Annotated in this window: 24 protein-coding genes; 8 read left to right on the forward strand and 16 right to left on the reverse strand. The window is 50.0% G+C overall.

Annotation, left to right across the window (positions count from 1 at the left end; translation table 11 throughout):
* Window positions 1-22: 22 nt before the first annotated feature.
* From thrC to alaC, 3 genes are read right to left on the reverse strand one after another with little or no spacing between them, the layout of a single operon-like run.
* A complete protein-coding gene (gene thrC, locus HCX92_RS11140) occupies window positions 23-1,432 on the reverse strand; it encodes a threonine synthase (protein WP_169295046.1) in 1,410 nt (469 codons plus the stop codon).
* The gene (locus HCX92_RS11145) at window positions 1,429-2,739 is read right to left on the reverse strand and encodes a homoserine dehydrogenase (RefSeq protein ID WP_169295047.1); all 1,311 of its coding nucleotides are present in this window, start codon (window positions 2,737-2,739) and stop codon (window positions 1,429-1,431) included. Before HCX92_RS11145 ends, thrC begins: the two co-directional genes overlap by 4 nt.
* Window positions 2,736-3,923 carry an alanine transaminase gene (alaC, locus tag HCX92_RS11150; protein WP_169295048.1) on the reverse strand — a complete coding sequence of 396 codons (1,188 nt, stop codon included), beginning with the start codon at window positions 3,921-3,923 and terminating at the stop codon, window positions 2,736-2,738. Before alaC ends, HCX92_RS11145 begins: the two co-directional genes overlap by 4 nt.
* A 247-nt stretch (window positions 3,924-4,170) precedes the next feature.
* On the opposite strand from alaC, the gene HCX92_RS11155 reads away from it, so the two are divergent.
* Genes HCX92_RS11155 through HCX92_RS11165 form a run of 3 tightly spaced genes read left to right on the forward strand, consistent with a single transcriptional unit; the run spans window position 4,171 to window position 6,881 of the window.
* A complete protein-coding gene (locus HCX92_RS11155) occupies window positions 4,171-4,623 on the forward strand; it encodes an Mth938-like domain-containing protein (RefSeq protein ID WP_169295049.1) in 453 nt (150 codons plus the stop codon).
* Complete coding sequence (locus tag HCX92_RS11160) at window positions 4,624-5,100, forward strand: peroxiredoxin (RefSeq protein WP_169295050.1); 477 nt, start codon at window positions 4,624-4,626, stop codon at window positions 5,098-5,100.
* A gap of 59 nt (window positions 5,101-5,159) precedes the next feature.
* The gene (locus HCX92_RS11165) at window positions 5,160-6,881 is read left to right on the forward strand and encodes a PhoH family protein (RefSeq protein WP_169295051.1); all 1,722 of its coding nucleotides are present in this window, start codon (window positions 5,160-5,162) and stop codon (window positions 6,879-6,881) included.
* Window positions 6,882-6,996: 115 nt separating this feature from the next.
* Here HCX92_RS11165 and HCX92_RS11170 read toward each other — a convergent pair whose 3' ends face one another.
* The 9 genes from HCX92_RS11170 to HCX92_RS11210 all read right to left on the reverse strand — a co-directional run bounded on the left by HCX92_RS11170 (window position 6,997) and on the right by HCX92_RS11210 (window position 14,223).
* On the reverse strand, window positions 6,997-8,388 hold the full coding sequence (locus HCX92_RS11170; RefSeq protein ID WP_169295052.1) for a replicative DNA helicase: 1,392 nt from the start codon (window positions 8,386-8,388) through the stop codon (window positions 6,997-6,999).
* A gap of 183 nt (window positions 8,389-8,571) precedes the next feature.
* On the reverse strand, window positions 8,572-9,027 hold the full coding sequence (gene rplI, locus HCX92_RS11175; protein WP_169295053.1) for a 50S ribosomal protein L9: 456 nt from the start codon (window positions 9,025-9,027) through the stop codon (window positions 8,572-8,574).
* 16 nt (window positions 9,028-9,043) lie between these two features.
* A complete protein-coding gene (gene rpsR / locus HCX92_RS11180; RefSeq protein ID WP_169295054.1) occupies window positions 9,044-9,319 on the reverse strand; it encodes a 30S ribosomal protein S18 in 276 nt (91 codons plus the stop codon).
* A gap of 76 nt (window positions 9,320-9,395) precedes the next feature.
* Entirely contained in the window at window positions 9,396-9,719 is a 324-nt protein-coding gene (priB, locus tag HCX92_RS11185; protein WP_169295055.1) for a primosomal replication protein N, read from the reverse strand.
* Window positions 9,720-9,736: 17 nt separating this feature from the next.
* Window positions 9,737-10,117 carry a 30S ribosomal protein S6 gene (gene rpsF / locus HCX92_RS11190; RefSeq protein WP_169295056.1) on the reverse strand — a complete coding sequence of 127 codons (381 nt, stop codon included), beginning with the start codon at window positions 10,115-10,117 and terminating at the stop codon, window positions 9,737-9,739.
* Between the two features lie 247 nt (window positions 10,118-10,364).
* A complete protein-coding gene (gene folE2, locus HCX92_RS11195) occupies window positions 10,365-11,162 on the reverse strand; it encodes a GTP cyclohydrolase FolE2 (protein ID WP_169295057.1) in 798 nt (265 codons plus the stop codon).
* Between the two features lie 11 nt (window positions 11,163-11,173).
* Window positions 11,174-13,042, reverse strand: coding sequence for a 1-deoxy-D-xylulose-5-phosphate synthase (gene dxs, locus HCX92_RS11200; RefSeq protein WP_169295058.1), 1,869 nt, complete (start codon window positions 13,040-13,042; stop codon window positions 11,174-11,176).
* A gap of 14 nt (window positions 13,043-13,056) precedes the next feature.
* Window positions 13,057-13,971, reverse strand: a complete 915-nt coding sequence (locus HCX92_RS11205; RefSeq protein ID WP_169295059.1) for a polyprenyl synthetase family protein — start codon at window positions 13,969-13,971, stop codon at window positions 13,057-13,059.
* A 3-nt stretch (window positions 13,972-13,974) separates the two neighbouring features.
* The gene (locus HCX92_RS11210) at window positions 13,975-14,223 is read right to left on the reverse strand and encodes an exodeoxyribonuclease VII small subunit (protein ID WP_169295060.1); all 249 of its coding nucleotides are present in this window, start codon (window positions 14,221-14,223) and stop codon (window positions 13,975-13,977) included.
* Window positions 14,224-14,482: 259 nt separating this feature from the next.
* Between HCX92_RS11210 and HCX92_RS11215 the strand changes: the two genes are divergently transcribed.
* On the forward strand, window positions 14,483-15,625 hold the full coding sequence (locus tag HCX92_RS11215; RefSeq protein WP_169295061.1) for an aromatic ring-hydroxylating dioxygenase subunit alpha: 1,143 nt from the start codon (window positions 14,483-14,485) through the stop codon (window positions 15,623-15,625).
* A gap of 113 nt (window positions 15,626-15,738) precedes the next feature.
* Here the strand turns inward: HCX92_RS11215 and HCX92_RS11220 are convergent, their stop codons facing one another.
* Together HCX92_RS11220 and HCX92_RS11225 are read right to left on the reverse strand one after the other, a co-directional pair.
* Window positions 15,739-16,584 carry a sulfurtransferase gene (locus HCX92_RS11220; RefSeq protein ID WP_169295062.1) on the reverse strand — a complete coding sequence of 282 codons (846 nt, stop codon included), beginning with the start codon at window positions 16,582-16,584 and terminating at the stop codon, window positions 15,739-15,741.
* A gap of 35 nt (window positions 16,585-16,619) precedes the next feature.
* Window positions 16,620-17,501, reverse strand: coding sequence for a DMT family transporter (locus HCX92_RS11225; protein WP_169295063.1), 882 nt, complete (start codon window positions 17,499-17,501; stop codon window positions 16,620-16,622).
* Window positions 17,502-17,696: 195 nt separating this feature from the next.
* Here HCX92_RS11225 and htpX point away from each other — a divergent pair, with 195 nt between their 5' ends.
* The gene (htpX, locus tag HCX92_RS11230) at window positions 17,697-18,578 is read left to right on the forward strand and encodes a protease HtpX (protein WP_169295064.1); all 882 of its coding nucleotides are present in this window, start codon (window positions 17,697-17,699) and stop codon (window positions 18,576-18,578) included.
* 156 nt (window positions 18,579-18,734) lie between these two features.
* Here htpX and polA read toward each other — a convergent pair whose 3' ends face one another.
* The gene (gene polA / locus HCX92_RS11235) at window positions 18,735-21,455 is read right to left on the reverse strand and encodes a DNA polymerase I (protein WP_169295065.1); all 2,721 of its coding nucleotides are present in this window, start codon (window positions 21,453-21,455) and stop codon (window positions 18,735-18,737) included.
* On the opposite strand from polA, the gene HCX92_RS11240 reads away from it, so the two are divergent.
* Complete coding sequence (locus HCX92_RS11240) at window positions 21,454-22,122, forward strand: TIGR00730 family Rossman fold protein (protein ID WP_169295066.1); 669 nt, start codon at window positions 21,454-21,456, stop codon at window positions 22,120-22,122. The genes polA and HCX92_RS11240 overlap by 2 nt on opposite strands.
* Before the next feature lie 50 nt (window positions 22,123-22,172).
* Here HCX92_RS11240 and HCX92_RS11245 read toward each other — a convergent pair whose 3' ends face one another.
* Window positions 22,173-22,451: a hypothetical protein gene (locus HCX92_RS11245; RefSeq protein WP_169295067.1), complete on the reverse strand. Its 279-nt coding sequence runs from the start codon at window positions 22,449-22,451 to the stop codon at window positions 22,173-22,175.
* A gap of 190 nt (window positions 22,452-22,641) precedes the next feature.
* Here HCX92_RS11245 and HCX92_RS11250 point away from each other — a divergent pair, with 190 nt between their 5' ends.
* Window positions 22,642-23,367: a helix-turn-helix transcriptional regulator gene (locus HCX92_RS11250; protein WP_169295068.1), complete on the forward strand. Its 726-nt coding sequence runs from the start codon at window positions 22,642-22,644 to the stop codon at window positions 23,365-23,367.
* Between the two features lie 158 nt (window positions 23,368-23,525).
* Window positions 23,526-26,183: a leucine--tRNA ligase gene (gene leuS, locus HCX92_RS11255; RefSeq protein ID WP_169295069.1), complete on the forward strand. Its 2,658-nt coding sequence runs from the start codon at window positions 23,526-23,528 to the stop codon at window positions 26,181-26,183.
* Window positions 26,184-26,190: the final 7 nt, after the last annotated feature.

Raw genomic sequence — 26,190 nt, forward strand, 5'->3', positions numbered from 1 at the left:
CGAAGTGCCCCTGAAATATAACTTACAACTGTACATGTTCCTGAATATATGAACGAACCAGTTCAACATTACAGTCCATGACAGTGACTTTCTGCGGCAAGTCAGCCAATCCTTTCAGGTGCTCGGGAACCGGTGCCGGCTGGCCAATCGCCTCCTGAATGGTCTCACTGAACTTGGCCGGCAGGGCTGTTTCAAGAACCAACATGGGAATACCTTCTTCCTGGTACTGACGGGCCACTTTTACGGCATCAGCCGTATGCGGATCGATCAGCACACCTTCCTGCTCGTAAACCGTTTTAATGGTTTGCAGACGATCTGCATGAGAACTTTGACCACCCACAAAGCCGAATTTTTCTTCAAACAGGGGTTTAAGATCGCTCAGGTCAAATGAACCGTTACGCTCGAGAGATTCCCACAAGCCCTTGACCTTGCTGGCATCCTGACCGACGAGATCATAAACAAAACGCTCGAAATTGGAGGCTTTGGAAATATCCATGGATGGGCTGGAAGTGGCAAAGGTTTGCTCGGCAGTACGGGGCTTGTACACTCCGGTTCGGAAAAATTCTTCGAGAACATTGTTTTCATTGGTGGCCAGCACCAGACGACGTACTGGCAAACCCATACTGCGGGCAATGTGCCCCGAAAGGATATTACCGAAATTACCGGAAGGCACCGCAAAGGAAACCTGTTGGTCATCCTGGCTGGTGGCACGCAGCCAGGCCCAGAAATAATAAACCACCTGTGCCGAAATACGGGCCCAGTTAATGGAGTTTACTGCACCAAGATGATACTTTTCCTTGAATTCAAGGTCTGAGGCCAACACTTTGACGATATCCTGGCAATCATCAAAAACACCACGCACGGACAGATTATGGATATTTTCGTCTTGCAGGGAATACATCTGCGCACGCTGAAAATCACTCATCCGCCCATAGGGGGACAACATGAAAACCGAGATCCCTTTTTTGCCGCGCAAAGCATATTCAGCCGCAGAGCCCGTATCACCAGAGGTGGCACCCAGAATATTGATGGTGGTGTTTTTACGCGCCAGCACATATTCAAACACCTGACCCAGAAACTGCATGGCCATATCCTTGAAAGCCAAAGTGGGGCCTTCAGAAAGACCGATCAATGTCATTCCATTGGCAAGTGGCTTGAGCGGGACAATAGCTTCACTGCTAAACACCTGGCTGTTATAGGCCGCGTGAGTCAGCCTGGACAGGTCCTCTTCAGGAATATCGGTGATAAACAGTTTCAGCACCTGGGTGGCCAGGTCTGCATAGGAAAGATGTCGCCAGGAAGCAAGCGTTTCACGGCTTACCTGAGGCAGACTTTCTGGCATGGCCAGACCACCGTCACGGGCCAGACCCTCTAGCAGGATTTCAGAAAAAGGAAGGGCTGCCATCCCACCACGGGTAGAAACATATCTCATGATAGATTTTCCAGTCGGATACGAGTTACAGAAGAATGGACAAAGCCAAGGTTTTCAATCATGCGAATGGCGTCAACCACATTGCCCTCGCGCGCTTCATGCGTAAGGATAATAATGGCCGCACTGCCCTCTCCTTTTTGCTCCTGCACCATGGAGTTGATGGAGATGGATTTATCTGCCAGGATACGAGTCAGATCAGCCAGCACGCCAGGACGGTCTTCAACGGTAAACCGCAAATAATAAGAAGTCCTGATTTCAGCAATGGGAAGAATATCAAAATCGGCCAATGCATTGGGCTGGAAAGCCAAATGCGGCACCCGGTTTTCAGGATCGGAGGTATGCATGCGGGTAACATCAACCAAATCCGCCACAACCGCAGATGCCGTTGGCTCGGCACCGGCACCGGCACCGTAATACAGGGTTTCGCCAATGGCATCACCCTTGACCAGCACCGCATTCATGGCGCCTTCCACATTGGCAATCAGTTTGGTAGCAGGCACCAGGGTTGGATGCACCCGCAGCTCGATGCCATTGGGACGACGCTTGGCAATGCCCAACAGCTTGATGCGATACCCCAGGCGCTCGGCATGGCTGATATCTTCCTGCTTCAGTGCGGTAATGCCTTCCACGTAGGCCTTGTCAAATTGAATGCGGATACCAAATGCCAAAGAGGCCAGCAAAGTCAATTTATGTGCGGCATCGATCCCTTCCACATCGAAGGTGGGATCGGCTTCGGCGTAACCCAGGCGTTGCGCCTCGGACAGGACGGTTTCAAAGGGCAAGCCACGCTGGCGCATTTCACTAAGAATGAAATTGGTGGTGCCATTGATAATACCGGCCACCCACTGGATACGGTTGGCGGTTAAGCCCTCACGAATCGCCTTGACGATGGGAACCCCACCGGCCACGGCCGCTTCAAAGGCAACCATGACACCCTTCTTGCTGGCTGCGGCAAAAATTTCATTGCCGTGCATGGCCAGCAATGCCTTGTTGGCTGTTACCACGTGCTTGCCATTGGCAATGGCCTGCATGACCAGCTCACGTGCCAGGGTTTCGCCACCAATCAGCTCAACCACAATATCAATCTCGGGATCGCTAACCAACCCCATCAGATCATCATCAACCGGCAAAGCTTCGCCAAAGACGGCTTTTGCCTTGGAGGGTGTGCGGGTAGCCACACGCACGACTTCAATATCGCGACCGGCACGACGGGCAATTTCTTCAGCATTACGGGTTAACACTGAATAGGTCCCACCGCCCACTACACCAAAGCCCAGCAGGCCTACCTTAATTGGCTTTAAATTCATTTGAGATACCCGTCCTTCCTGAACATGTCCTTGATACCGCGTATAGCCTGGCGAGTGCGTTGCTCATTTTCGATCAGGGCAAAACGGACGTAGTTGTCACCATACTCACCAAAACCGATACCGGGAGAAACCGCCACTTTGGCCTCGGCCAGCAATTTTTTGGAGAATTCCAGTGAACCCAAGTGCTTATAAGGCTCGGGGATCTCGGCCCATATATACATGGAGGCCTTGGGAACTTCAACCATCCAGCCAGCCTCATGCAAGCCCTTGCATAAAACATCACGACGCTTCTGATACTGGGCAACCACTTCCTTGACACAGTCCTGGGGACCTTCAAGCGCGGCAATGGCACCCACCTGGATGGGTGTGAAAGTACCATAATCATGGTAACTTTTCATACGTGCCAGGGCACTGACAATTTCCTCATTACCCACCATGAATCCAATACGCCAGCCGGCCATGTTATAGCTTTTACTCATGGTAAAGAACTCTACTGCCACGTCTTTGGCACCAGGCACCTGCATAATGGAGGGTGCCACATAGCCATCGAAAGTAATATCGGCATAAGCCAGGTCGTGCACAACAATAATGTCATGCTCCTTGGCCAGCTTTACCACGCGCTCAAAAAACGGCAAATCCACGCATTGTGCGGTTGGGTTGCTGGGAAAGCCCAGAATCATCATTTTGGGCTTGGGAATGGATTCACGCACCGCCTTTTCGATTTCCTCAAAGAAGTCGGTGCCGGGTGTCATGGGCACGGAGCGGATATTGGCACCCGCAATGACCGCACCATAAATATGAATGGGATAACTGGGGTTGGGCACAAGAACGGTATCGCCACGATCAAGAGTCGCCAGCATTAAATGTGCCAGACCCTCTTTGGAACCAATAGTGACAATCGCTTCCTTGTCGGGATCAAAAGAAATTTGATAGCGATGTAAATACCAGTCGGTGATGGCCTTGCGCAAACGCGGAATCCCCTTGGAAACCGAATAACCATGCGTATTGGGTCGTTCGGCCGCCTCTACCATTTTCTTGACAATGTGCTCGGGAGTGGGGCCGTCCGGGTTACCCATGGACATATCGATAATATCTTCGCCACGCCGGCGCGCCGCCATTTTAAGCTCTCCGGTGATATTGAAAACATACGGAGGAAGTCGCTCTATACGTGGAAAATGCCTCATGGCCAACACCTTTTTAAACAAAAATAAATAAAACGCAATAAAACCTATTAATCTAGCGCATATGAACTGCATGATCAAATAGTTTTGGGCGGTTAGGTAAAAATTTGTATAAAAACATCTTTTTTCCATTTTAATGCAGGAATAGATCGATAATCACATAACAGGCATTCAATTGCCATGATGTCCGTCCAGCCATCACAAACATGAAATATAGATAGAATATGATTAGTACGCATAAGGAGAAAAAGTGCAATTACAGAAAGTTGAACGCTCTGCTTTGAATACCGTTACGCGATATGGTGACAGTCATATTGATGTTAACGATATCCGCTATGAAAACGCCATCTGTTTCAAACCCGAGGGTCCAATAAACACCTGGCCGGTCACAAAAGTTTCGGACATCACGACCGAGTTGCTGGAACTGGCTGCCGGTGTGACTGCCAAACACGCCAGTGCCCTGGATTTTCTGGACGATAACGCCCCTGCCTCTTATGATAATGCCCCTGATATCCTGCTTGTTGGAACCGGTGCAAAACAGGTGTTTATTTCACCCCAAATACTGGCTCCCTTATTAAAAGCCGGAATTGGCATTGAATGCATGGATTCACAGGCTGCAGCACGCACCTATAATGTGTTAATGTCAGAAGGACGCAATGTTGCCGTCGCACTAATGTTGAACGAAGACAAAGGAAATAATTGAATGAGTGATTTACCCGTTGTGGGAGAAAAAGCACCGGCATTCAAGGCGGAAAGCCATCTGGGGCCCATTGACCTGAATGCACTCAAGGGCAAAAATGTCGTCCTGTATTTTTACCCGAAAGACAACACGCCCGGATGCACCGTTGAAGCCCAGGACTTTCGTGACCGATATGAGCAGTTCCAGGCGTTGAATACGGAAATTATTGGTGTTTCACGCGACTCCCTGAAAACACACACCAATTTCAGTAACAAACATGAATTGCCCTTCCCCCTGATTGCCGATCCTGAAGAGCAATTATGTACGCAATTTGGTGTCATGAAACTGAAGAACATGTATGGCAAACAGGTCAGGGGCATTGAACGCAGCACCTTCCTGATCAACAGCCAGGGAATTCTGGTGCAGGCGTGGCGCGGCCTGAAAGTACCCGGCCATGCCGACATGGTACTTGAAGCCGTCAAGGACATTGCCACCCACTAAGCCAACCCATTTACTGCATGCCTGTGCATGCAGGCAAACCCGGAACAAGAGTATAACGAATGCCACTACCCAAGTTGCCTACGAAACCTGCCGATACGATTGATATTAACACCATCGCCACACCCAAACCCAGGGCAACCGCCACGGCAGCCCGTGCACGCCCCAAAGCCAGTGCCACCAAGGCCACGGCTGCGGCAACCGAAGTCGTGGCTGATGTTGCCCAAGCAGCAAAAACCTCACGCCCGGCCACCACAACCGCCGCCGGTAAAACTGCAACCAAGAGCGTGAGCGAAAGCGTGGAAAGCAAACAAGCCGCGCCAGGCACCACCAAAACCACGGCAACAAAAAACCAGGCGACAAAAAAAACAACCCGCAAAACAACAAACACCGCCACTACGGAAACCAAAAAACTGTTTGTACTCGATACCAATGTATTGTTACACGACCCCTCTTCGCTGTTCCGTTTTCAGGAGCACGATATTTTCCTGCCCATGATGACCCTCGAAGAGCTGGATCATCATAAAAAAGGCATGACTGAAGTTGCCCGTAATGCCCGGCAGGTCAGCCGCTCCCTGGATGCCCTGGCGGCCGAAACCGACGATATCCTGCATGGCATGAGGCTGGATGTCTTGGGCAATAAGGATGCAACCGGCCTGCTGCTGTTCCAGACTTCAAACATGGAAAGCGATCTGGGCATCAGCCTGCCCACCGGCAAGGCTGACAATATGATCCTGAGTGTCGTGCAAACCCTGCAAAAGCAACACCCCAAACGACAGGTCATTCTGGTCTCCAAAGACATCAACATGCGTCTGAAGGCACGCGCCCTTGGCATGGAAGCCGAGGACTACCTGAACGACCACTCACTTGAAGACTCAGACCTGCTGTACGATGGCATTATGCAATTGCCGGCCAACTTCTGGTCTCGGCATGGTAAAGATGTGGAATCCTGGATGCAAGGAGGCACCACCTACTACAAGATCAAAGGGCCGCTGTGCCCCGAATTCATTATCAATGAATTTGTATATCTTGAAGGCGACACCCCTTTATATGCACAAGTCAAGGAAGTGAGCGGTAAAACCGCTGTGTTAGCCACTTTGCGCGACTACACGCATAAAAAGAATAATGTCTGGGGAGTCACGGCACGCAATCGTGAACAGAACTTTGCCCTCAATCTGCTCATGAATCCCGACTGTGATTTTGTTTCTCTTCTGGGCCAGGCAGGCACAGGAAAAACACTTCTTGCATTGGCATCAGGGCTTACACAGGTACTTGAAACAAAACGTTATAGCGAAATCATCATGACCAGGGTCACTGTTCCCGTGGGTGAAGACATTGGCTTTTTGCCCGGAACTGAAGAAGAAAAAATGCAACCCTGGATGGGCGCCCTTGAAGACAACCTGGAATTCCTGAATTCCGGCATTCACACAGAAGCCGGTGACTGGGATCGCAGCGCCAGCAAAGAATTCATCAAATCGCATATCAAGGTCAAATCGCTTAACTTCATGCGTGGACGCACTTTCCTGAATAAATTTCTCATTATTGATGAGGCCCAGAACCTGACACCCAAACAAATGAAAACCCTCATTACGCGGGCAGGTCCTGGCACCAAGATTGTGTGCCTGGGTAATATCGCCCAAATTGACACCCCTTATTTAACCGAAGGCAGTTCAGGACTGACCTATGTGGTGGACCGCTTTAAAGGATGGTCCCATTCAGGGCATGTCACCCTGCAAAAAGGTGAGCGCTCACGCCTGGCCGACTACGCCAGCGATGCACTATAGGAAATAATTGCACCCCTGAATTATTATTGTGGTATAAAAATAAAACCTGCGATCTTTCGTTCGCAGGTTTTATTATGGGTACCCAATTCTGCTGCCACCCATATTTCAGGCAGGCTTAATCCGCAATAAAGCTGTCACCGGAACCCATATAATTAAGAAACTTGGTGCTTTCACCGGCAAAGGTCATTTTCACGGTACCGATAGGTCCATTCCGCTGCTTGCCAATAATGATCTCGGCCGTCCCCTTATCCGGGGTTTCCGGGTGATAAACCTCATCACGATAGATAAACAGAATTAAATCGGCATCCTGCTCAATCGCTCCTGATTCACGCAGGTCACTCATGATGGGTCGTTTATTAGTTCGCTGTTCAAGACTGCGGTTAAGCTGGGACAACGCAATCACCGGACAGTTCAGCTCACGTGCCAGCCCCTTCAAAGAGCGACTGATTTCAGAAATTTCAGCTGTCCTGTTTTCGTTCTTGCCACCACTGCCGCTGCCTGACATCAACTGCAGGTAGTCGATAATAATTACGCCCAGTTGGCCGCATTTACGGGTAAGCCGTCGGGCACGGGCACGAAGATCAATGGGGTTCAAGCCTGGCGTTTCATCGATGAAAATCTGCGCATTTTGCATCAACTGCATGGCATGGGTGATTTTTGGCCAGTCATCGTCCAGCAGGCGCCCGGTACGCATACGTTGCTGATCAAGACGCCCCACCGAGCCCAGCATACGGGCCGCCAGCTGAACCGCGCCCATTTCCATGGAAAAAACCGCCACCGGCAAGCCCTGGTCAATAGCCACGTGCTCACCAATATTCATGGAAAACGAGGTTTTACCCATGGATGGACGGCCCGCAACAATAATGAGATCGCCGGGGTGCATGCCAGAGGTTTTCCGATCAAGATCCACAAATCCGGTCGGTACACCCGTCACATCCGAAACATTGTCTCGATGTGCCAGTTCATCGATCCGATCCACCACATCAATCAGCAACTTGCTCATTTCATGGAAATCATTCTCGCTGCGGGTACCCTCTTGAGCGATCTTGAAAATCCGGGCCTCTGCCTCATCCAGTAACTGACGCGCTTCCTTGCCTTTGGGGTTCAGGGCCTCGGAGGCAATTTCATCGGCAATACTAACCAGTTTTCGCAACATGGCCCGTTCGCGGACAATTTCCGCATAACGCCGAATATTGGCAGCCGAAGGCGTATTCTGGGCCAGGGCATTCAGATAAGCCAGACCACCTATTTCCTCTGCCTTGCCTTCGGTTTCCAGGGATTCGTAAATAGTGACGACGTCTGCCGGCCTGTCCAGGTTTATGATTTTACAGACATGACGCCAAATGACACGATGATCATGACGATAAAAATCATCTTCACTCAGAATATCCGAAATATACTCAAGTGCCGAGTTATCCAATAACAAACCACCCAGCACCGACTGCTCGGCCTCTATGGAATGAGGAGGCAGGCGAAGTGATTCAATTTGAGGGTCGACTACATTCATGCTGTTTACAATATGGGACGTGTTGAACGATGCGCGCAAAGCTTGCGCGTAAAGAAAGAAGATGCAAAATACAAGGATAATAAATACAAGGATAATATTATCCGATGCAACCTCCAAGTATATACGTAAAAAAGCCGGCTATTGCCGGCTTTTACAAGCTTGACAGTTTTAAAAAGCTGTCTGTTAAGCCATATCACCTTGAACTGCAACGGTGATTTCAGCATTAACGTCTGCATGCAGGTGAACCTGAACAGGATACTCTCCAACAGCTTTCAGGGCACCATCCAGCAAACGAACCTGTTGTTTCTCAACAGACTCAAAACCGGCAGCAACCAGGGCGGCAGCAATATCCATGTTGGTAACAGAACCGAACAGACGACCGTCCACACCGGCTTTCTGGTTGATGGTCAGGACAAAACCGTTCAGTTTTTCACAAACAGCTTGTGCAGCTGCCAGTTTTTCAGCCTGTGCTTTTTCCAGTTCTGCACGACGTGCCTCGAACTCTTTCAATGCGGCTTCTGTCGCGCGGCGGGCTTTTTTCTGAGGGATCAGGAAATTGCGTGCGTAACCGTCACGAACACGAACAACCTCACCCAGGTTACCCAAATTGCCGATTTTTTCTAGCAAAATAACTTGCATGATTAATAATCCTTAATTATTTGTGGTTGTCAGTGTATGGAAGCAAAGCCAGGAAACGGGCACGCTTGATAGCTGTATCAAGCTGGCGCTGGTAGTTTGCTTTTGTACCTGTTAAACGGGCAGGAATGATTTTGCCAGTTTCTGTAATGAAGTCGCGCAATGTATCGACATCTTTGTAATCGACTTCTTCAACACCTGCTGCTGTAAAGCGGCAGAATTTACGACGTTTGAACAATGGATTTTGCTGCGTGAATTTGCTGCGTTTGTCCTTGCCTTTTTTCATGAAAGCCATGATTTGTGCCTTTATTCGTGTGTGAGGCCTGGGCCTCGAATTCATAAAAGAGCTTTATGCCCTGAACTTAAGTATTTCAGACAGTAGGGTGAACCATTGCAACAGCATTTGATGGAAACTGGACGCTCTGGATATGCAGAATGACACGTCCGGAATTTTTACGCGCCTGAGCCAAAAAGCCCTTGACACGCACTTCACTTCCCAATGCAAGACCCGACATCACCATAGCGGTTTCTCCGAGCACTCTTGCATGAATGATCAACTCAATCATGCGTGGATGTGAAGCTTCAATGATTTCCGATTGATGCTGAAGCACAAGATCCAGTGCCGGCAAGCCCGCCGGTGTATGCCTTAACGGCTTGACCTCCAGTAGCCTGGCCTGCAATTGAACCTGGTTCACAAACAATAACCAGCTGATTACTCTTCGCTATCCTGCTCTGCAGATGACTCGGCAGTTGCTTTACGCGCTTCTTCACGCTCGACAGATTTCATCATGATAGATGCATCTGTGTGCGCTTTACTGGTTTTGATAACCAGGTTGCGTAAAACAGCATCGTTGTAGCGGAAAGAGTGTTCCAGCTCGTCAAGCGTTTCCTGGTTGCACTCGATGTTCATACACACGTAATGGGCTTTAACCAGTTTTTGAATTGGGTATGCCAACTGACGACGACCCCAGTCTTCAAGACGGTGGACAACACCATTGTTGCCTGTTACCAAAGCTTGATAACGTTCGATCATTGCAGGGACCTGTTCACTTTGGTCCGGGTGCACGATAAACACTACTTCGTAGTGACGCATAATAACTCCTTAAGGATATCTTGCCATTAACATAAATGGCAACTGACAGCCCGCCCATGCTTTTGCCACCCGATTCAATTCAAAAACACCAAATTAAACCCGCCACAAAGCATAAGTCGAGCAAGAAACCGTTAAATATAACATAATTCTTAAAAACAAACAAAAAATTATTCAGATTTCGTTCTGTTTTTAAATACCTGAAAAGGCCACCCACACTTTGTCGCAAACCCGCGACAAAGTGCGATCATCATCCTTCGATTACTGCGTAAGCCGAATGATTATGAATGGATTCAAAGTTTTCAGCTTCGATTTTATAGCGCCTGAGCTGGGGAATTTTCCGGATATTGGCTGCCACGTCACGAATCAGGTCTTCAACGAACTTGGGATTATCGTAAGAGTGTTCAGTGACATACTTTTCATCCGGGCGTTTCAACAAGCCCCACAATTCGCAGGAAGCCTGTTTTTCAACGGTTTTAATGACCGATTCCATCGTATACGCACTATCTGCAACCAGCTGAACGGTAATGTGTGAGCGCTGGTTGTGGGCACCATAAGCGGAAATGGCTTTAGAGCACGGACACAGACTCATGACCGGCACAACCACATTAAATTCGAACTCGACCTCATTGCCACGGGCAACCGCAAACCAGGTAACCTGGTAATCCATCAGGCTTTCAACGCCTGAAACCGGTGCACTCTTGTTAATAAAATACGGGAAAGAAACGGTCAGATCACCTTTTTCAGCATGCAACAAAGGCAGCATCTCGCGAGCCATGTCCTTGAAAAGCTCAATAGTCATGGCTTGTGAGCGATAGCGCTCAAGCAGCGCCACGAAGCGGGACATATGTGTCCCTTTTTCGTCTTCGGGTAAAAATACGGTAAGTGTCCATTCAGCAATGGTGGGCTGCACTGAACCATCAGCAGCCTGCACCAGCATGGGATGTTTTACACGTCTGATTCCTACGCGTTCAATTGGTATATGACGCAAGTCCTGGGAACTTTGCACGTCGGGCATCAACTCGTCCGAGCCAATCATGGAATTCATATATTAAAAACCTAAGTAATATTCAAAACGGATTTAAAACGTGCGTGGATTGATGCCTCGATTCCATCAGAATCAAGGCCCACACCCTTCAAAAGCGCAGCCTGATCACCGTGATCGATAAAACGATCAGGCAAGCCAAGCTGCAAAATGGGTTTACTGAGCCCAAACGCGCTCATAAGCTCAGCAACGGCGCTACCAGCACCCCCCATTACACTACCTTCTTCCAGTGTCACAAACACTTCATGTGACGCTGCCAACTGTTTGACCAGTTCTGCATCAATCGGTTTTACAAAACGCATATCAACCAGCGTTGCATTCAATTTCTCGGCAACCGGCAAGGCTGCATGCAGCAAAGGCCCAAAAGCCAGAATCGCCAGACGCGAACCCTCACGACGCACCACACCCTTGCCCAGTTCGACAGGATCAAGCGTGTCACTGACATTTGCTCCCGCACCTGCACCCCTGGGATAACGCACTGAGGCCGGCCCTTGATAGTGGTAACAGGTATTCAGCAACAACCGCGCCTCATTTTCATCAGAAGGAACGGCCACCACCATATTGGGAATGCAACGCAAAAAAGCAATATCATAGTTGCCGGCATGGGTGGCGCCATCGGCCCCCACCAGCCCCGCCCGGTCCAGGGCAAAAGTTACATCCAGATTTTGCAGGGCAACATCGTGAATCAGTTGATCATACCCCCTTTGCAGGAAGGTTGAATAAATAGCCAGGACAGGTTTAAGGCCTTCACAGGCGATACCGGCCGCAAAAGTGACCGAATGCTGTTCGGCAATGCCCACATCGAAATAACGGTTCGGAAAGCGTTTTTCAAACTCGACCATCCCGCTGCCTTCCCGCATGGCTGGCGTGATACCAACCAGCTTTTCGTCTTGCGAGGCCATATCGCACAACCAATGCCCAAAAACCTGGGTAAAGGTTTGTTTGCCCGGCTTGGCAGGTTTCTGGATACCTACTTCGGGGTCAAATTTGCCGGGTCCATGATACAGGATAGGGTCGGCCTCGGCCATTTTATAACCCTGCCCTTTTTTGGTAACCACATGCAGGAATTGCAAACCACCCATTTGGCGCAGATTTTGCAAGGTGGGCACCAGCGCATCCAGGTCATGGCCATCTATGGGACCCACATAATTAAAGCCGAACTCCTCAAACCAGGTAGCCGCCCCCAATATACCTTTGGCATGCCCTTTCATTTTACGGGCCATTTCCATGACCGGAGAAGGAAACTGCCCCAATACCGCCTTGCCTACACTGCGGGCTTCCTGATAAAGCGTCCCCGACAGCAACCTGGCCAGATACTTGTTAAGCGCCCCCACCGGAGGGGATATGGACATATCATTGTCGTTAAGAATAACCAGCAGATTAATGCCAGGGGTGACACCGGCATTATTCAACGCCTCGTAGGCCATGCCCGCCGTCATGGAACCATCGCCAATGACGGCAATGTGCTGACGCTCTATTTGCAGATTACGTGAAGCCACGGCCATTCCCAAGGCGGCCGAAATGGACGTGGAAGAATGGGCGGTACCAAAAGCATCGTATTCTGATTCGCTACGTTTGGGAAAGCCCGAAATACCACCTTCCTGGCGTAAATGTGCCATCCCCTCACGTCGCCCGGTAAGAATTTTATGCGGGTAGGACTGGTGCCCGACATCCCAGATGATCCGGTCATGCGGTGTATTAAACACATAGTGAAGCGCAAGCGTAAGCTCTACCGTTCCAAGATTGGACGACAGATGACCTCCCGTTCTGGATACCGAGTGAATAATAAAAGACCGAAGCTCGCTGGCCGCCTGCTCGAGCTCTGAACGGCTTAGTTTTCTGACATCATCGGGCGTGTTGAGCTTTTCTAGAAAATTTGACATTAATACGCTTCACATCAATAACTGCGGTGAATAATGAAATCGGCCAACTCTTTGAGTCGAACGGCAGAATCACCTAATGGTTTAATGGCTTCGATAGCCACTTCATACAATTTCCGGGCAAAATCCCGAGACTCTTCAAGACCCATAATCGAGACATAGGTGGGTTTGTTTTCTTCGGCATCCTTGCCAGCTGTTTTACCCAAGCCTTCTGTGTCAACCGTGACATCAAGAATATCATCGACAATCTGGAAGGCCAACCCAATGGCAGAGCCGTATGTTTCCAGCGCACGCCTGGTTTCAGAGGTGGCACCGGTAACAATAGCCCCCAGCAAAACACTGCCTTCGATAAGCGCCCCGGTTTTCAGGCGATGCATGAATTGCAGCTGATCAAGGGTCAGTGTCTGATTAACACTGGCCAAATCAATGGCCTGCCCCCCCACCATTCCCAGGCTGCCAGCTACCCGCCCAAGCACCTGCACAGCCTGTACCACCAGGGCAGGCGCTACCGGCATTTGCGCAAGCTCGGCAAAAGCCAGCGGTTGCAGGGCATCACCCGCCAACATCGCAGTAGCCTCACCAAACCGCACATGCACCGTAGGTTGCCCCCTGCGCAGGACATCATTATCCATGCAGGGTAAATCATCATGAACCAGGGAGTAAGCATGAATCAGTTCAACGGCCGCGGCAGCCTTGTCAAGCGCATGGCTATATGAATCTATCGCAACGCCCTGTTGCAAGGCAGCCCTTCCTGCCGCATAGACCAGCGTGGCACGAATTCTTTTGCCCCCCCCCAAGGTGGCATAGCGCATGGCTTCATGCAACTCGAGCGGTACCTCGTTAGCACCGGGAAGCGCCTTCTCGAGTGCCGTTTCCACATTGTTGACACAAGCAAGCAGCCAGTCCTGAAAACACATTGAACCTGTACTCATTGTCTATTCAACCTCGATTTGTGCCGGGCGCAACAAATTGTTCTGAAGCACCTGCACCTGTTGTTCCGCGGCATCCAGGCGCTCCTGACAAACCCGCGCCAGCGCCACCCCCCTTTCATAGGCTTTCAAAGAGGCTTCCAGGGAAAGCACATCGCTTTCCATTGACTGTACAATCTCTTCAAGCTCTTTCAGGGCAGACTCAAAATCCTTAGGCAAATCAATGACATCCAGTTTTTCGGTTGATTCTGACAAGGGGCACTCCAGAAAAATTCAAATAATCTGGTATTGTACGAAATCATGGCCTGCCAAGGGCCATATTTTAAGAGTTTTACGTATTTTTCAATCTGCGCCTTTTTTACGAGCCCAAAAAAATAATAACCTCCCTTACTTTTTTTATTATTAAGGCATTGAATTTTCTGTACAATTTAGCGCTACTTTCTATTTCAACAATTTGCCGGCTCATGACCCTTGGTGAGGCGGCTTTATTATATATAAGCGGGGGATCCACAAAATGTCAGTAATTGCATCCATGAAACATGTTGAACCGGCGCAAACCCAATTACCGGTACATGTTTATTTTGACGAAAACGTCTTTGCCAGGGAACAGGAACAAATTTTCAGACAGTCCGCCTGTTATGTGGGGAACGAGAAAATGGTACCCAACATCGGAGACTGGAGAACCCTGGTTCAGGAACAGGCCGGACGAATTCTGGTTCGCAACAAAAACGGCCCCGAATTGTTATCCAACGTTTGCCGCCACCGCCAGGCCATCATGCTGGGCGGGGAAGCCGGCAATGTAACCGGTGCCGTCAAGAATCATGGCAATCTGCAAGAAAATGGTGGCAATATTGTCTGCCCCCTGCACCGCTGGACTTATGACAACCAGGGAACCTTGCTGGGCGCTCCGCAATTTGGCGAAAAACCTTGCAAAAACCTGCAAAGATTCCCGCTGTCAAACTGTCATGGCCTGCTTTTTGAAGGCCCGCGCGACCCTGCGACGGATCTTGCCCGGCTTTTTTCCAAGCCCGAGTTCGATTTTTCCGATTACGTTCTGGATCATGTCGAAGTACATGAGTGCAACTATAACTGGAAAACCTTCATTGAAGTCTACCTCGAAGACTACCATGTTGCGCCCTTTCATCCTGGATTGGGCAAATTCGTCACCTGTGACGATCTTCAGTGGGAGTTCGCAGACTGGTTCAGTGCGCAACATGTAGGCACCCATCAGGCGCTGGCCAATCCCGGATCCGAGGTCTATAAAAAATGGCACAATGAGTTGCTTAAGTTCCGCCAGGGCGAGCAACCCGACTTTGGCGCCATCTGGGTCACTTACTATCCCACCCACATGATAGAGCTTTACCCCCATGTGCTGGTTTTATCCACGCTGTATCCTGTCAACCCACAAAAAACCGTCAACATCGTCGAGTTTTATTATCCCGAAGAAATCGTCATGTTTGAGCGCGATTTTATCGAAGCCCAGCGGGCCGCCTATATGGAAACCGCGATTGAAGATGATGAGATTGCCGAGCGCATGGATGCCGGTCGCCTGGCCCTGCTCAAACGCAACACCAGCGAAACAGGCCCATACCAGTCTCCACTGGAAGATGGCATGCAACATTTTCATGAGTGGTACAACCGCATCATGAATCATTAATTAGCCGGTCACAGAAAAAAAATCATTTTAAACTTAAAAAATACCCCCCCCTTGAAAGGAAACCGCTTTCAAGGGTTTTTTTATCGGTGCATGTAATTGCGCGTATTTAATGCCTAGCCAACCGCAACAGGCCTGGAACTGTCACTGCACCATTCGCTCCAGGACCCGGGGTAAAGCGCAGATCCCGTTAAACCCGCCACTTCCATGGCCAGCAGGTTATGGCAGGCACTGATTCCGGAACCACACTGGTGAACAATCTGCTCCGGCTTGTTGTTGCCAAGCAATTGTGCAAAACCGGACTTAAGCTCGTCAACGGGAAGAAAGAAACCATCACTATCCAGATTACGGGAAAATGGCCAATTTATCGCTCCGGGAATATGCCCGGCAACTGGATCAATGGTTTCATTTTCACCACGGAAACGGTTTTCAGCACGCGCATCGATAACCGTAAAAACAGGCTGATTGATATTGGCCAGTACCGCATTGGCATCCACCACCGGCATGCCAGTGGCCCCAGACTCCCACACAACAGGCGCACGCGGTGCCGGTTTTTCACGCTCAATATCACCGCTAATCTGGCCCCAGGCACTCCAGCCACCGTTAAGCACCCTGACCTTGGTGCAACCCGCCCAGCGCAACATCCACCATAAATGAGCGGCAAACATGCTGTCCCTGGCGTCATAGACCACAATATTGGCCTGAGGATCAATACCCAGGTTACCTAGTAACCGGATAAACTCCTCACGTTCAGGCAAGGGATGCCGCCCATTTTTTCCTGTTTTGAGCCCGCACAGGTCAATTTCATGATCAAGGAAAATGGCGCCCGGAATATGTCCCTCGAGATATTGCTCCCTGCCCAACTGATGGTTGGCCAGATCATGCCTGGCATCCAGGAGAATCAGGCTATCATCATCATTTAATAAATCTTGCAACTCGAGTGCTGAAATTAAGGGTTCCACTTTCTTGCTCCAGATAGTTCAAAAAATCATCAAATTCAGGTCTCAGCCATTTTTTTCCGGGATCGGGCTGCCTCTGCCAGTTGCATGGTTCTCCAGGCAGACAGCAGTCCGGCCAAAATAATCAGCCCCATGCCTATCCAGGCCAGCAAATCGGGGATATCTCCCCAGAAAACGATACCCAGTATAGCTGCAAATATAATGGTACTGTATTGCAAAGCCGCAGTCAGAATCGGAGAACCCTGACCAAAGGCACGGGTAAGTGCAAGCTGTCCGATCAGTCCGCTAACGCCCACCCCGAAAAGTGCCAGCCAGGTGGTGAGATTGGGTTCCCCATAACCATGCGCCTTCAAGCCAAGAAAACCGGTTAACACCACAATCAGTGAAAAGTAGAAAACGGTTCTCCAGATCGGCTCTCCAATTGCCCCCAACGCTTTGATCTGCAACATGGCTATACCCCCAAATGCCCCAGACATCAGGCCCAGTGAAGCAGCAAACCACTGGTCTTCAGTGATGCTGGGGCGCAACACCAGCAACACCCCCAGAAAACCCAAAATGACCGACAGCAGACGCAGCGAATCTTTCGGGCCCTTGTTGCTGAAAAACACATAACCGGCAATAAACAGCGGAGAGGTATAGTTAAGACTGGCACTGGTTGATAACGGCAGGACGGAATAACCATAAAACCCCATCCACAGGGACGTTACGCCAAACAGATTACGTAAAACATGCAATTTAACACTTTTCGGCTTCAGGGACTGGTGGCTTAACAGCGCCCACAACACAATCGCTACAATGGAAGGCAACCCGCGGGCTATCACAACAAGAGGCAGGCTTGAGCCCATCTCATAAGACAGCTTGATACAAGTACCCATAATGGCGAACATTAATGCCGCCAGCAGCATCCACAACGATTGCATAGCCTATCTGACCCTGAAAGGAACATTCTGAAATAAGAAAATCATCATTCTATACCCAAGGTCCCTTTAAATGACGGGAAATCACCTTATATAATTATTAAACAAATCAATATCGCTGTATTAATCATTTTATTTAAACTATATTATGATGCAGCTCATTTCCGAAAACAGTTAGATTAAAAGACTTAAACCCTTATGAAACGCATTTTTCTATTTCTTATGACCAACCTGGCCGTTATGGTTGTGCTGGGTGTCACGCTAAATATCCTGGGCATCAACCGCTTCATCACGGCTGAAGGCCTGGACATGACGCAATTGCTGGCCTTCTCTGCCGTTGTCGGCTTTACCGGCTCCATCATCTCCCTGCTAATTAGCAAACCCATGGCAAAATGGAGCACGGGTGCCCGCGTCATTAACCCTGCCGCTCCCGCCAACAGCACGGAAGCCTGGCTGGTTGATACCGTTCATCAACTGGCCGACCGTGCGGGCATTGGCCATCCTGAAGTGGCCATTTATGAAGGAGATCCGAATGCCTTTGCCACCGGTGCCTTCAAAAATGATGCGCTGGTAGCCGTTTCCACCGGCCTGCTCAACAGCATGACCGAGGAAGAGGTCGCCGCAGTTCTGGGCCACGAAGTCGCCCACGTGGCCAATGGTGACATGGTAACGCTTACGCTTATTCAGGGTGTCGTCAATACCTTTGTCGTTTTCCTGTCACGCATTGTGGGTTATGTCGTTGACCGGGTCATCCTGAAAAATGAACGTGATGTCGGAATTGGTTACTACATTTCCGTCATCGTCTGTGAGATTGTCTTTGGCATCCTGGCTTCCATCATTGTTGCCTGGTTCTCCCGTCAGCGTGAATACCGTGCCGATGCCGGCGCGGCCCAGCTCCTGGGCTCAGCCGACCCGATGATTCATGCCCTTGCCCGTCTGGGCGGCCTCACCCCCGGTGAACTGCCCCAGCAATTGAACGCTTCGGGCATTAGTGGCAAAGTCAATGTGGCTGCCCTGTTCTCCACCCACCCGCCTATCGAGCACCGCATCAATGCATTGCGTGCCCGGGTTGTCAAATAAATAATTACCCGCTCTATCACGCTTTGGGCGCAATCGTACCCAAAGCGTTGGCAACTCAACCAACGCAAAAAAACAGCGCTCCGGCTTATAAACCGGAGCGCTGTTTTATCATGGTACAGACAAAGCATATCGGCTTTGAGCCTGTCTACGGCCTATTTAATGGGCCTGCTCCCAATTGGGACCCATCCCCACTTCAGCCACCAACGGCACCTTCAGCTCCGCCACGCCACACATAAGTTCAGGCAACCTGGACTTGACCAAATCCACTTCATCTTGCGGCACTTCCAGCACCAATTCATCATGCACCTGCATGATGATCATGGTTTTCAGGTTTTCCTTTTCTATCCATTCCTGCACGGCCACCATGGCCATTTTAATCAGGTCAGCCGCCGTGCCCTGCATGGGCGCGTTAATGGCCGCCCTTTCTGCCGCTGCTTTACGTGGCCCTTTGGCCCCCTTGATTTCAGGCAACCACAGACGCCGCCCGAAAACGGTTTCCACATACCCCTGCTCATTGGCCTTGGCCCGGGTAAGGTCCATGTAAGTAGCCACACCGGGATAGCGTTCAAAATAACGGTCAATGTAAGATTGCGCCGCATCACGAGTAATACCCAGGTTGCTGGCCAATCCAAATGCCCCCATACCGTAAATCAGACCAAAGTTAATGGCCTTGGCAGCACGACGCTGCTCAGCGGTTACTTCGTCCAGTGGCGTACCAAACACTTCGGATGCAGTTGCCCGGTGAATATCCTTGCCTTGGGCGAACGCCAATTGCAGGTTGGCATCATCCGACACATGCGCCATCACTCGCAACTCAATTTGTGAGTAGTCAGCCGACATAATGACGCCCCCTTTTTCGGGCACAAAAGCGGTTCTGACCCGGCGCCCTTCCTCGGTACGCACCGGAATATTCTGCAAGTTGGGATCGGAAGAAGCCAGACGACCTGTAATGACCGCGGCCTGCGCATAATTGGTATGCACCCGGCCGGTTTTGGGGTTGATCATTTTGGGTAATTTGTCGGTATAGGTGGATTTAAGCTTGGCCAGCCCACGGTACTCCAGCAAAGTGGCCGGCAACGGGTAATCCTGGGCCAGCTTGGTTAACACTTCTTCGTCGGTTGAGGGTGCCCCCTTGGGCGTTTTGCGGATAACCGGCAATTGCATGCGTTCAAATAAAATTTCGGCCAGCTGCTTGGGCGAGTTCAGATTAAACGGCTGACCCGCCAATTCGTATGCTTTATTTTCCAACTCCAACAGCTTCAAACCAATTTCATGGCTTTGCTGCTGCAAGGCTTTTTCATCAATCTTGACACCATTACGCTCGATTTTGGCCAACACTTCAGAAACCCACATCTCAAGCCGGTAAATCCGGTCAAGTCCTTCTTCAGCCACCACCAAAGGACGCATCAGACCAGCCAACTGCAAGGTGAAATCGGTATCTTCGCAGGCGTAAAAAGAGGCTTTTTCAATTTCAACCTCATCAAAACCGATCTGACGGGCACCCTTGCCACATAAATCCGTGTAATCCACCCCTTTGCGCCCCAGATAACGCTGCGCCAGGTCTTGCATGCCAACACTGCGATGGGATTCGAGCACATATGCCATCAACATGGTGTCGTCCTGTATCCCTTTTAACGCAATACCTTCATTGGCAAATACATGCGTGTCATATTTGGCGTTTTGCAGCACCTTGGCCGCATTGTCCTCTTCCAGCCATGGCCGCAGTTTTTCAAGCACCATGGCTTTATCCAGTTGCTGGGCCAACATATTCCCTTTATGGGCCAGCGGAATATACCACCCCTGCCCTGGATGAATGGACATGGAAGTCCCCACCAGCGATGCCACCATCGGGTCCAGCGAAGTGGTTTCGGTATCCAGTGCCACCAACGAAGCGGCCTGGATCTGTGCCAGACAATCTTCCAGCAATTCGGGCGTATCCACCGTCACGTAATCGACGGTTTCCGGTGCCTCGGGAATATCATGGGCAACCCTGGCATCCTGTTGCGGCACGGCCTGGTCATCACCGGTCAACTCACGTAACCAGGTACGGAATCCAAAATGATCGTAAATTTCCCTGAGTGTTTCCGAATCCTGTGGCTTGCGCGCCAAATCAGACATATCGGTAAAAAAATCATCAATTTCACAATCACGCTTGATGGTGATCAGCCGACGGGTAAGTGCAAAATTGGGAATGGCTTCACGCAGGTTATTGCCAACAACCCCTTTTATCTTATCGGCATTTTCAACCAGCTTATCAAGAGAGCCGTATTCACTGAGCCACTTGACCGCCGTTTTCGGTCCCACTTTTGGCACCCCGGGTACATTATCCACCGAATCGCCAATCAGCATCAAATAATCGATAATTTGCTCGGGTAACACGCCAAATTTGCTTTTCACCCCTTCCACATCCAGCGTTTCATTGGTCATTGTATTAACAATACTGACATGCCCATTAACCAGCTGGGCGATATCCTTATCCCCTGTTGAAATAATGGTCTTGACATCATTTTGTGTCGCAATTTCTGCTAAAGTGGCAATAATGTCATCCGCCTCGACCCCGGGCTTTGCAATGACAGGCCACCCCATGGCGCTGATGGCCTTGTGAATGGGCGCTATTTGCAAAGCAAGGTCATCAGGCATGGGAGGACGATGCCCTTTGTACTCAGGATACAAATCATCACGAAATGTTTTGCCTTTTGCATCAAAAATGCAGGCAACATAATCAGCCTGGTAATCCTGGTTGATTTTGCGCATCATATTGATGACACCATAAATGGCACCGGTTGGCTCACCCAATGCATTTCTTAAATCAGGCATTGCATGGAAAGCCCGGTACAAATAGCTAGATCCATCAACAAGTAATAAGGTTTTTTTCATGTCAGTAACAAAAGCAGCGACCATCCAGGGACAAATCAGGGAAATTTCCGCTGAATTGCAAGATGCCGCCGATCATTTAAAAGATATTTCAGCAGCTGTAAGTATATTCGGAAGTGCCCGCACAAAAACAGATTCTCCTTACTATCGTAAAACGATTGAGATCAGCCAAAAACTGGCACAGACCGGATTCCATATTATTTCAGGCGGAGGTCCCGGCATTATGGAGGCCGCCAACAAGGGCTGTTTTGAAGCGGGTGGCACCAGCATTGGGCTCAACATCAAGCTCCCGCACGAACAGAAAGACAATCCGTTTCAGTCACAAAGCATTTATTTCAAATATTTCGTTTCAAGAAAAACCACATTTTTCATGAACAGCTCTGGCTATATCATTTTACCGGGCGGGTTTGGCACCCTTGATGAGCTCTTCGAAGCGCTTACCCTGATCCAGACCGGAAAAGCCCATAAAGCCCCCATTATTTTGGTGGGCACCGAATTCTGGGATGGTCTGCTGCAATGGATAAAAAAACAAATGCTGGGCAACCACTATATTTCACCCAGCGATATGGATCTGTTCGTGGTTGAAGACGACCCGGACCGCATCGTCGCCCTCCTCCAGGCCCATCACCAACAACATCTGGAAGAAAAATTCCAGCTTGGGCTGTGCTAATTCCACTTCAGGATAGCATCTGAATTCATAAACGCCCGAACGGGCGTTTTTTAATTTGCGGTACCGGCCTGATCCCCGGTGTCCGTTTGCGGGGGACGGCACACGACATAAGCGACCGGCACGTCTTCCTCTCTTATTTCGCTCTCCATCACCCTCCCCGACAATGTATTGACACAGCGGTCTGTCATTTTCTGCAGGCACACACTTTCATTCTGATAACAGGGAAGAATAAGATGGACATCGGTCTTCTCATATAAAATTTCACCGCTGCCACATCCCGTCAACAAAACAGCCACCATCCCGGCCACCTGCGCTTTGCTCAATTGCACGTCTGCTCTCCTGTTTATTCTCCTGAACAGAAAAATCATTTTCAAATAATTCACTAATGCTCATCATTTCAATTTATTTATTGAAATAAATCAAACAAACAGACATTATCGGGCTCACATCACTGCTTGCAGGCTAATATTAACAAAAATTAACCATGCATAACATATATTGTCAAAAAGAGAAACAAGAATGACAACCGATAAAAACCTTGATGCCGTCTTTGATCCATTTGACCAAATAGAACAGCAGGCGTTTTTAGAACAATCATTGCAAAAGGCCGATTTTGAATATTATATTTATATCCAGAACACGCCTTTTCCCTTCAATAATACCGAATCACAATTCCTGTGCGCCAGCAATCTGCCCCATTCAAGCCTGAAAAACCTGCAGGATGGCATTGTGCTCAATAAAAACCCACTGGCCTGCCTCAACAACGACTCAACAGCCCATTACCAAACATTCTCCTGGAACAGACATGCGCTTTCCAATCCTCCCGAGCTGACCAGACTGCTTAAAGACTTCCCACAATTACACGGCCTGCATTTTCCGTGCCGGAATATTTCCGGCCATAAAAAAAACTCCCTAACCCTGCTCAGGGCCTGCCATCCTGTTTCGATGCAGGAAATCAGGCAAAACCTGTTCCCCCTAAGGCATCTGGTTTTTTCCGCCCGCTATTTGATCAGACAAAATCTCATCAGTCATTATTTGAACACCATGCATCCAACCCTCCCACCACGGCAAATGGAAATAAGCCGGTGTATCGTGGCAGACATGAGCAATAACGATATTGCCAGGCTGCTTCGAATCAAGAACGAAACCGTGACCTATCACGTAAGACAGATTCTCAGAAACACAAACTCCAGTCGCCGAACGACAGGAGCGTTCAAGGCACTATTGCCGGAATTGATCACCTAAATACCCTGCGCCACTGAAGGCACTGCCCGCAACCCTGTCCTGGCCCCTTTATTTCTATTCAATCCCAAGTGGCAAAACAACCTACTTAAATCAGTAAAGACTTATAATAATACGTTTTACGGGATTTATCCCTGGCCCATTTTTTACCGCAGAAAGTCATGTTGGAACAATATAACCCACTAAAAGTAGAACAAAACGCTCAACGCAACTGGCAAGATGCCAATGCCTATCTGGTCAGCGAGCATGCCAAAGACAGCAACGGCAACGACAAACCCAAGTTTTATGCCTGCTCCATGCTGCCCTACCCTAGCGGCAAGCTGCATATGGGCCATGTCCGTAACTACACCATCAACGATATGATGGCGCGCCAGCTGCGCATGCGTGGATTCAACGTACTCATGCCCATGGGCTGGGACGCTTTCGGCATGCCGGCCGAAAATGCTGCCATCAAATCAAAGGTCCCTCCCGCAAAATGGACTTACGACAACATTGCCTACATGAAAAAACAAATGCAGGCAATGGGACTGGCCATCGACTGGTCACGCGAAATGTGTGCCTGCGACCCCGATTACTACAAATGGAACCAATGGTTCTTCCTGAAAATGCTTGAAAAAGGCATTGCCTACCGTAAAACCCAAACCGTTAACTGGGATCCGGTCGACAATACCGTGCTGGCCAATGAACAGGTCATTGATGGACGCGGCTGGCGCTCGGGTGCACTGGTTGAAAAACGTGAAATTCCCGGCTACTACCTGCGCATTACCGACTACGCCGAAGAACTGCTGCATGAAGTCAAGCACAATCTGCCCGGCTGGCCCGAGCGCGTACGCCTGATGCAGGAAAACTGGATCGGCAAAAGCGAAGGGGTCCGTTTTGCCTTTACCCATGACATCAAAAACAATGAAGGCCAGCTTATTCAGGATGGACGCATGTATGTGTTCACCACCCGCCCCGACACCATCATGGGCGTTACCTTCTGTGCGGTTGCCCCCGAGCACCCGCTGGCTACCCATGCCGCGCAAAACAACCCCGACCTGGCGGCCTTCATCGAAACCTGCAAGCTGGGTGGCACAACCGAGGTCGAAATGGCCACCCGTGAAAAAGAAGGGTTGCCCACCGGCCTGTACGTGACCCACCCCATTACCAATGAACAGATTGAAATCTGGGTTGGTAATTATGTCCTCATGAGCTACGGTGATGGCGCCGTCATGGGCGTACCTGCCCACGATGAGCGGGATTTCGCTTTTGCACTGAAATACCGGTTGCCGATCAAACAAGTCATCTCGGTTCAGGACAAACCCTACTCAACCGAACAATGGCAGGAATGGTATGCCGACAAACAAAACGGCATTGTCATCAACTCAGGCCTGTTCAACGGCCTTAACCACCAACAGGCTGTCGATGCCGTTGCCGAAGTACTTTCCGGCAAGGGTCTGGGCGAAAAGCAAACCACCTGGCGCCTGCGTGACTGGGGCATTTCCCGTCAACGTTACTGGGGTACCCCCATTCCCATCATCCATTGCGCAGACTGCGGTCCGGTTCCCGTACCCGAAAAAGACCTGCCAGTCAGACTGCCCGAAGAGCTGATTCCCGATGGCAGTGGCAATCCGCTTAACAAGCACGAAGCATTCCTGTCTTGCGCCTGCCCCAAATGTGGCAAGCCTGCCCGTCGCGAAACCGACACCATGGATACTTTCATCGACTCCTCCTGGTACTTCATGCGGTACACTTCGCCCGGCAACAACAATGCCATGGTTGATGCCCGCAACGACTACTGGATGCCGATGGACCAATACATTGGCGGCATTGAACACGCCGTGCTGCATTTGCTGTATGCCCGCTTCTGGACCAAAGTCATGCGCGACATGGGCCTGGTCAAATTTGACGAGCCTTTCAAGAAACTGCTTTGCCAGGGTATGGTGCTTAACCACATCTACTCTCGCAAAAACGAAAAAGGTGGTATTGAATATTTCTGGCCAGAAGAAGTTGAAAATATTTACAACGAAAAAGGCAGCATTATCGGTGCCCGCCTGATCAAGGACAACTCACCGGTCGACTACGGCGGCATTGGCACTATGTCCAAGTCCAAAAACAACGGGGTAGACCCGCAAGCCCTTATCGACACCTTGGGTGCCGATACCGCCCGTCTGTTTGTCATGTTTACCAGCCCCCCAGAACAAACACTGGAATGGTCCGACTCCGGTGTGGAAGGCTCTCACCGTTTCCTCAAGCGTTTGTGGGCCATGGCTTATAACCACAAAGAAATTATTAGCCGTGCACCTGCCACTGCCCCCGACTGGAGCAACGCACCCAAGGCCGTGAAAGAACTGCGCCGGATCGCTTACTCCCTGCTCAAGCAGGCCAATTACGACTACGAGCGCATTCAATACAACACCGTGGTTTCTGCCAACATGAAACTGCTCAATGCGATTGAAGACGCCAAACTCGAAGCCGGTCCCGAAGCCGATGCCGCCATCAAGGAAGTAATCAGCATTCTGCTGCGCATGCTTTACCCTGTGGTTCCGCATATTACCTGGCATCTGTGGAATGAGCTTGGCTATGCCCAGCAGCACGGTGACCTGCTTGATGCACCATGGCCGGAACTTGACGAACAGGCGCTGATTGCCGATGAAATTGAAATGATGCTGCAAATCAATGGAAAACTGCGCGGCTCGGTTAACGTACCTAACGGAGCCCCCAAGGAAGACATTGAAAAACTGGCAATGGCACATCATTCAGTAGAGAAATTCCTTGAAGGCCGTGCGCCCAAAAGGATCATCATTGTTCCCGGCAAGCTGATCAACATTGTAGGATAAGTAAAAA

Source organism: Advenella sp. EE-W14 (assembly GCF_012923605.1).
Classification (GTDB): domain Bacteria; phylum Pseudomonadota; class Gammaproteobacteria; order Burkholderiales; family Burkholderiaceae_B; genus Advenella; species Advenella alkanexedens.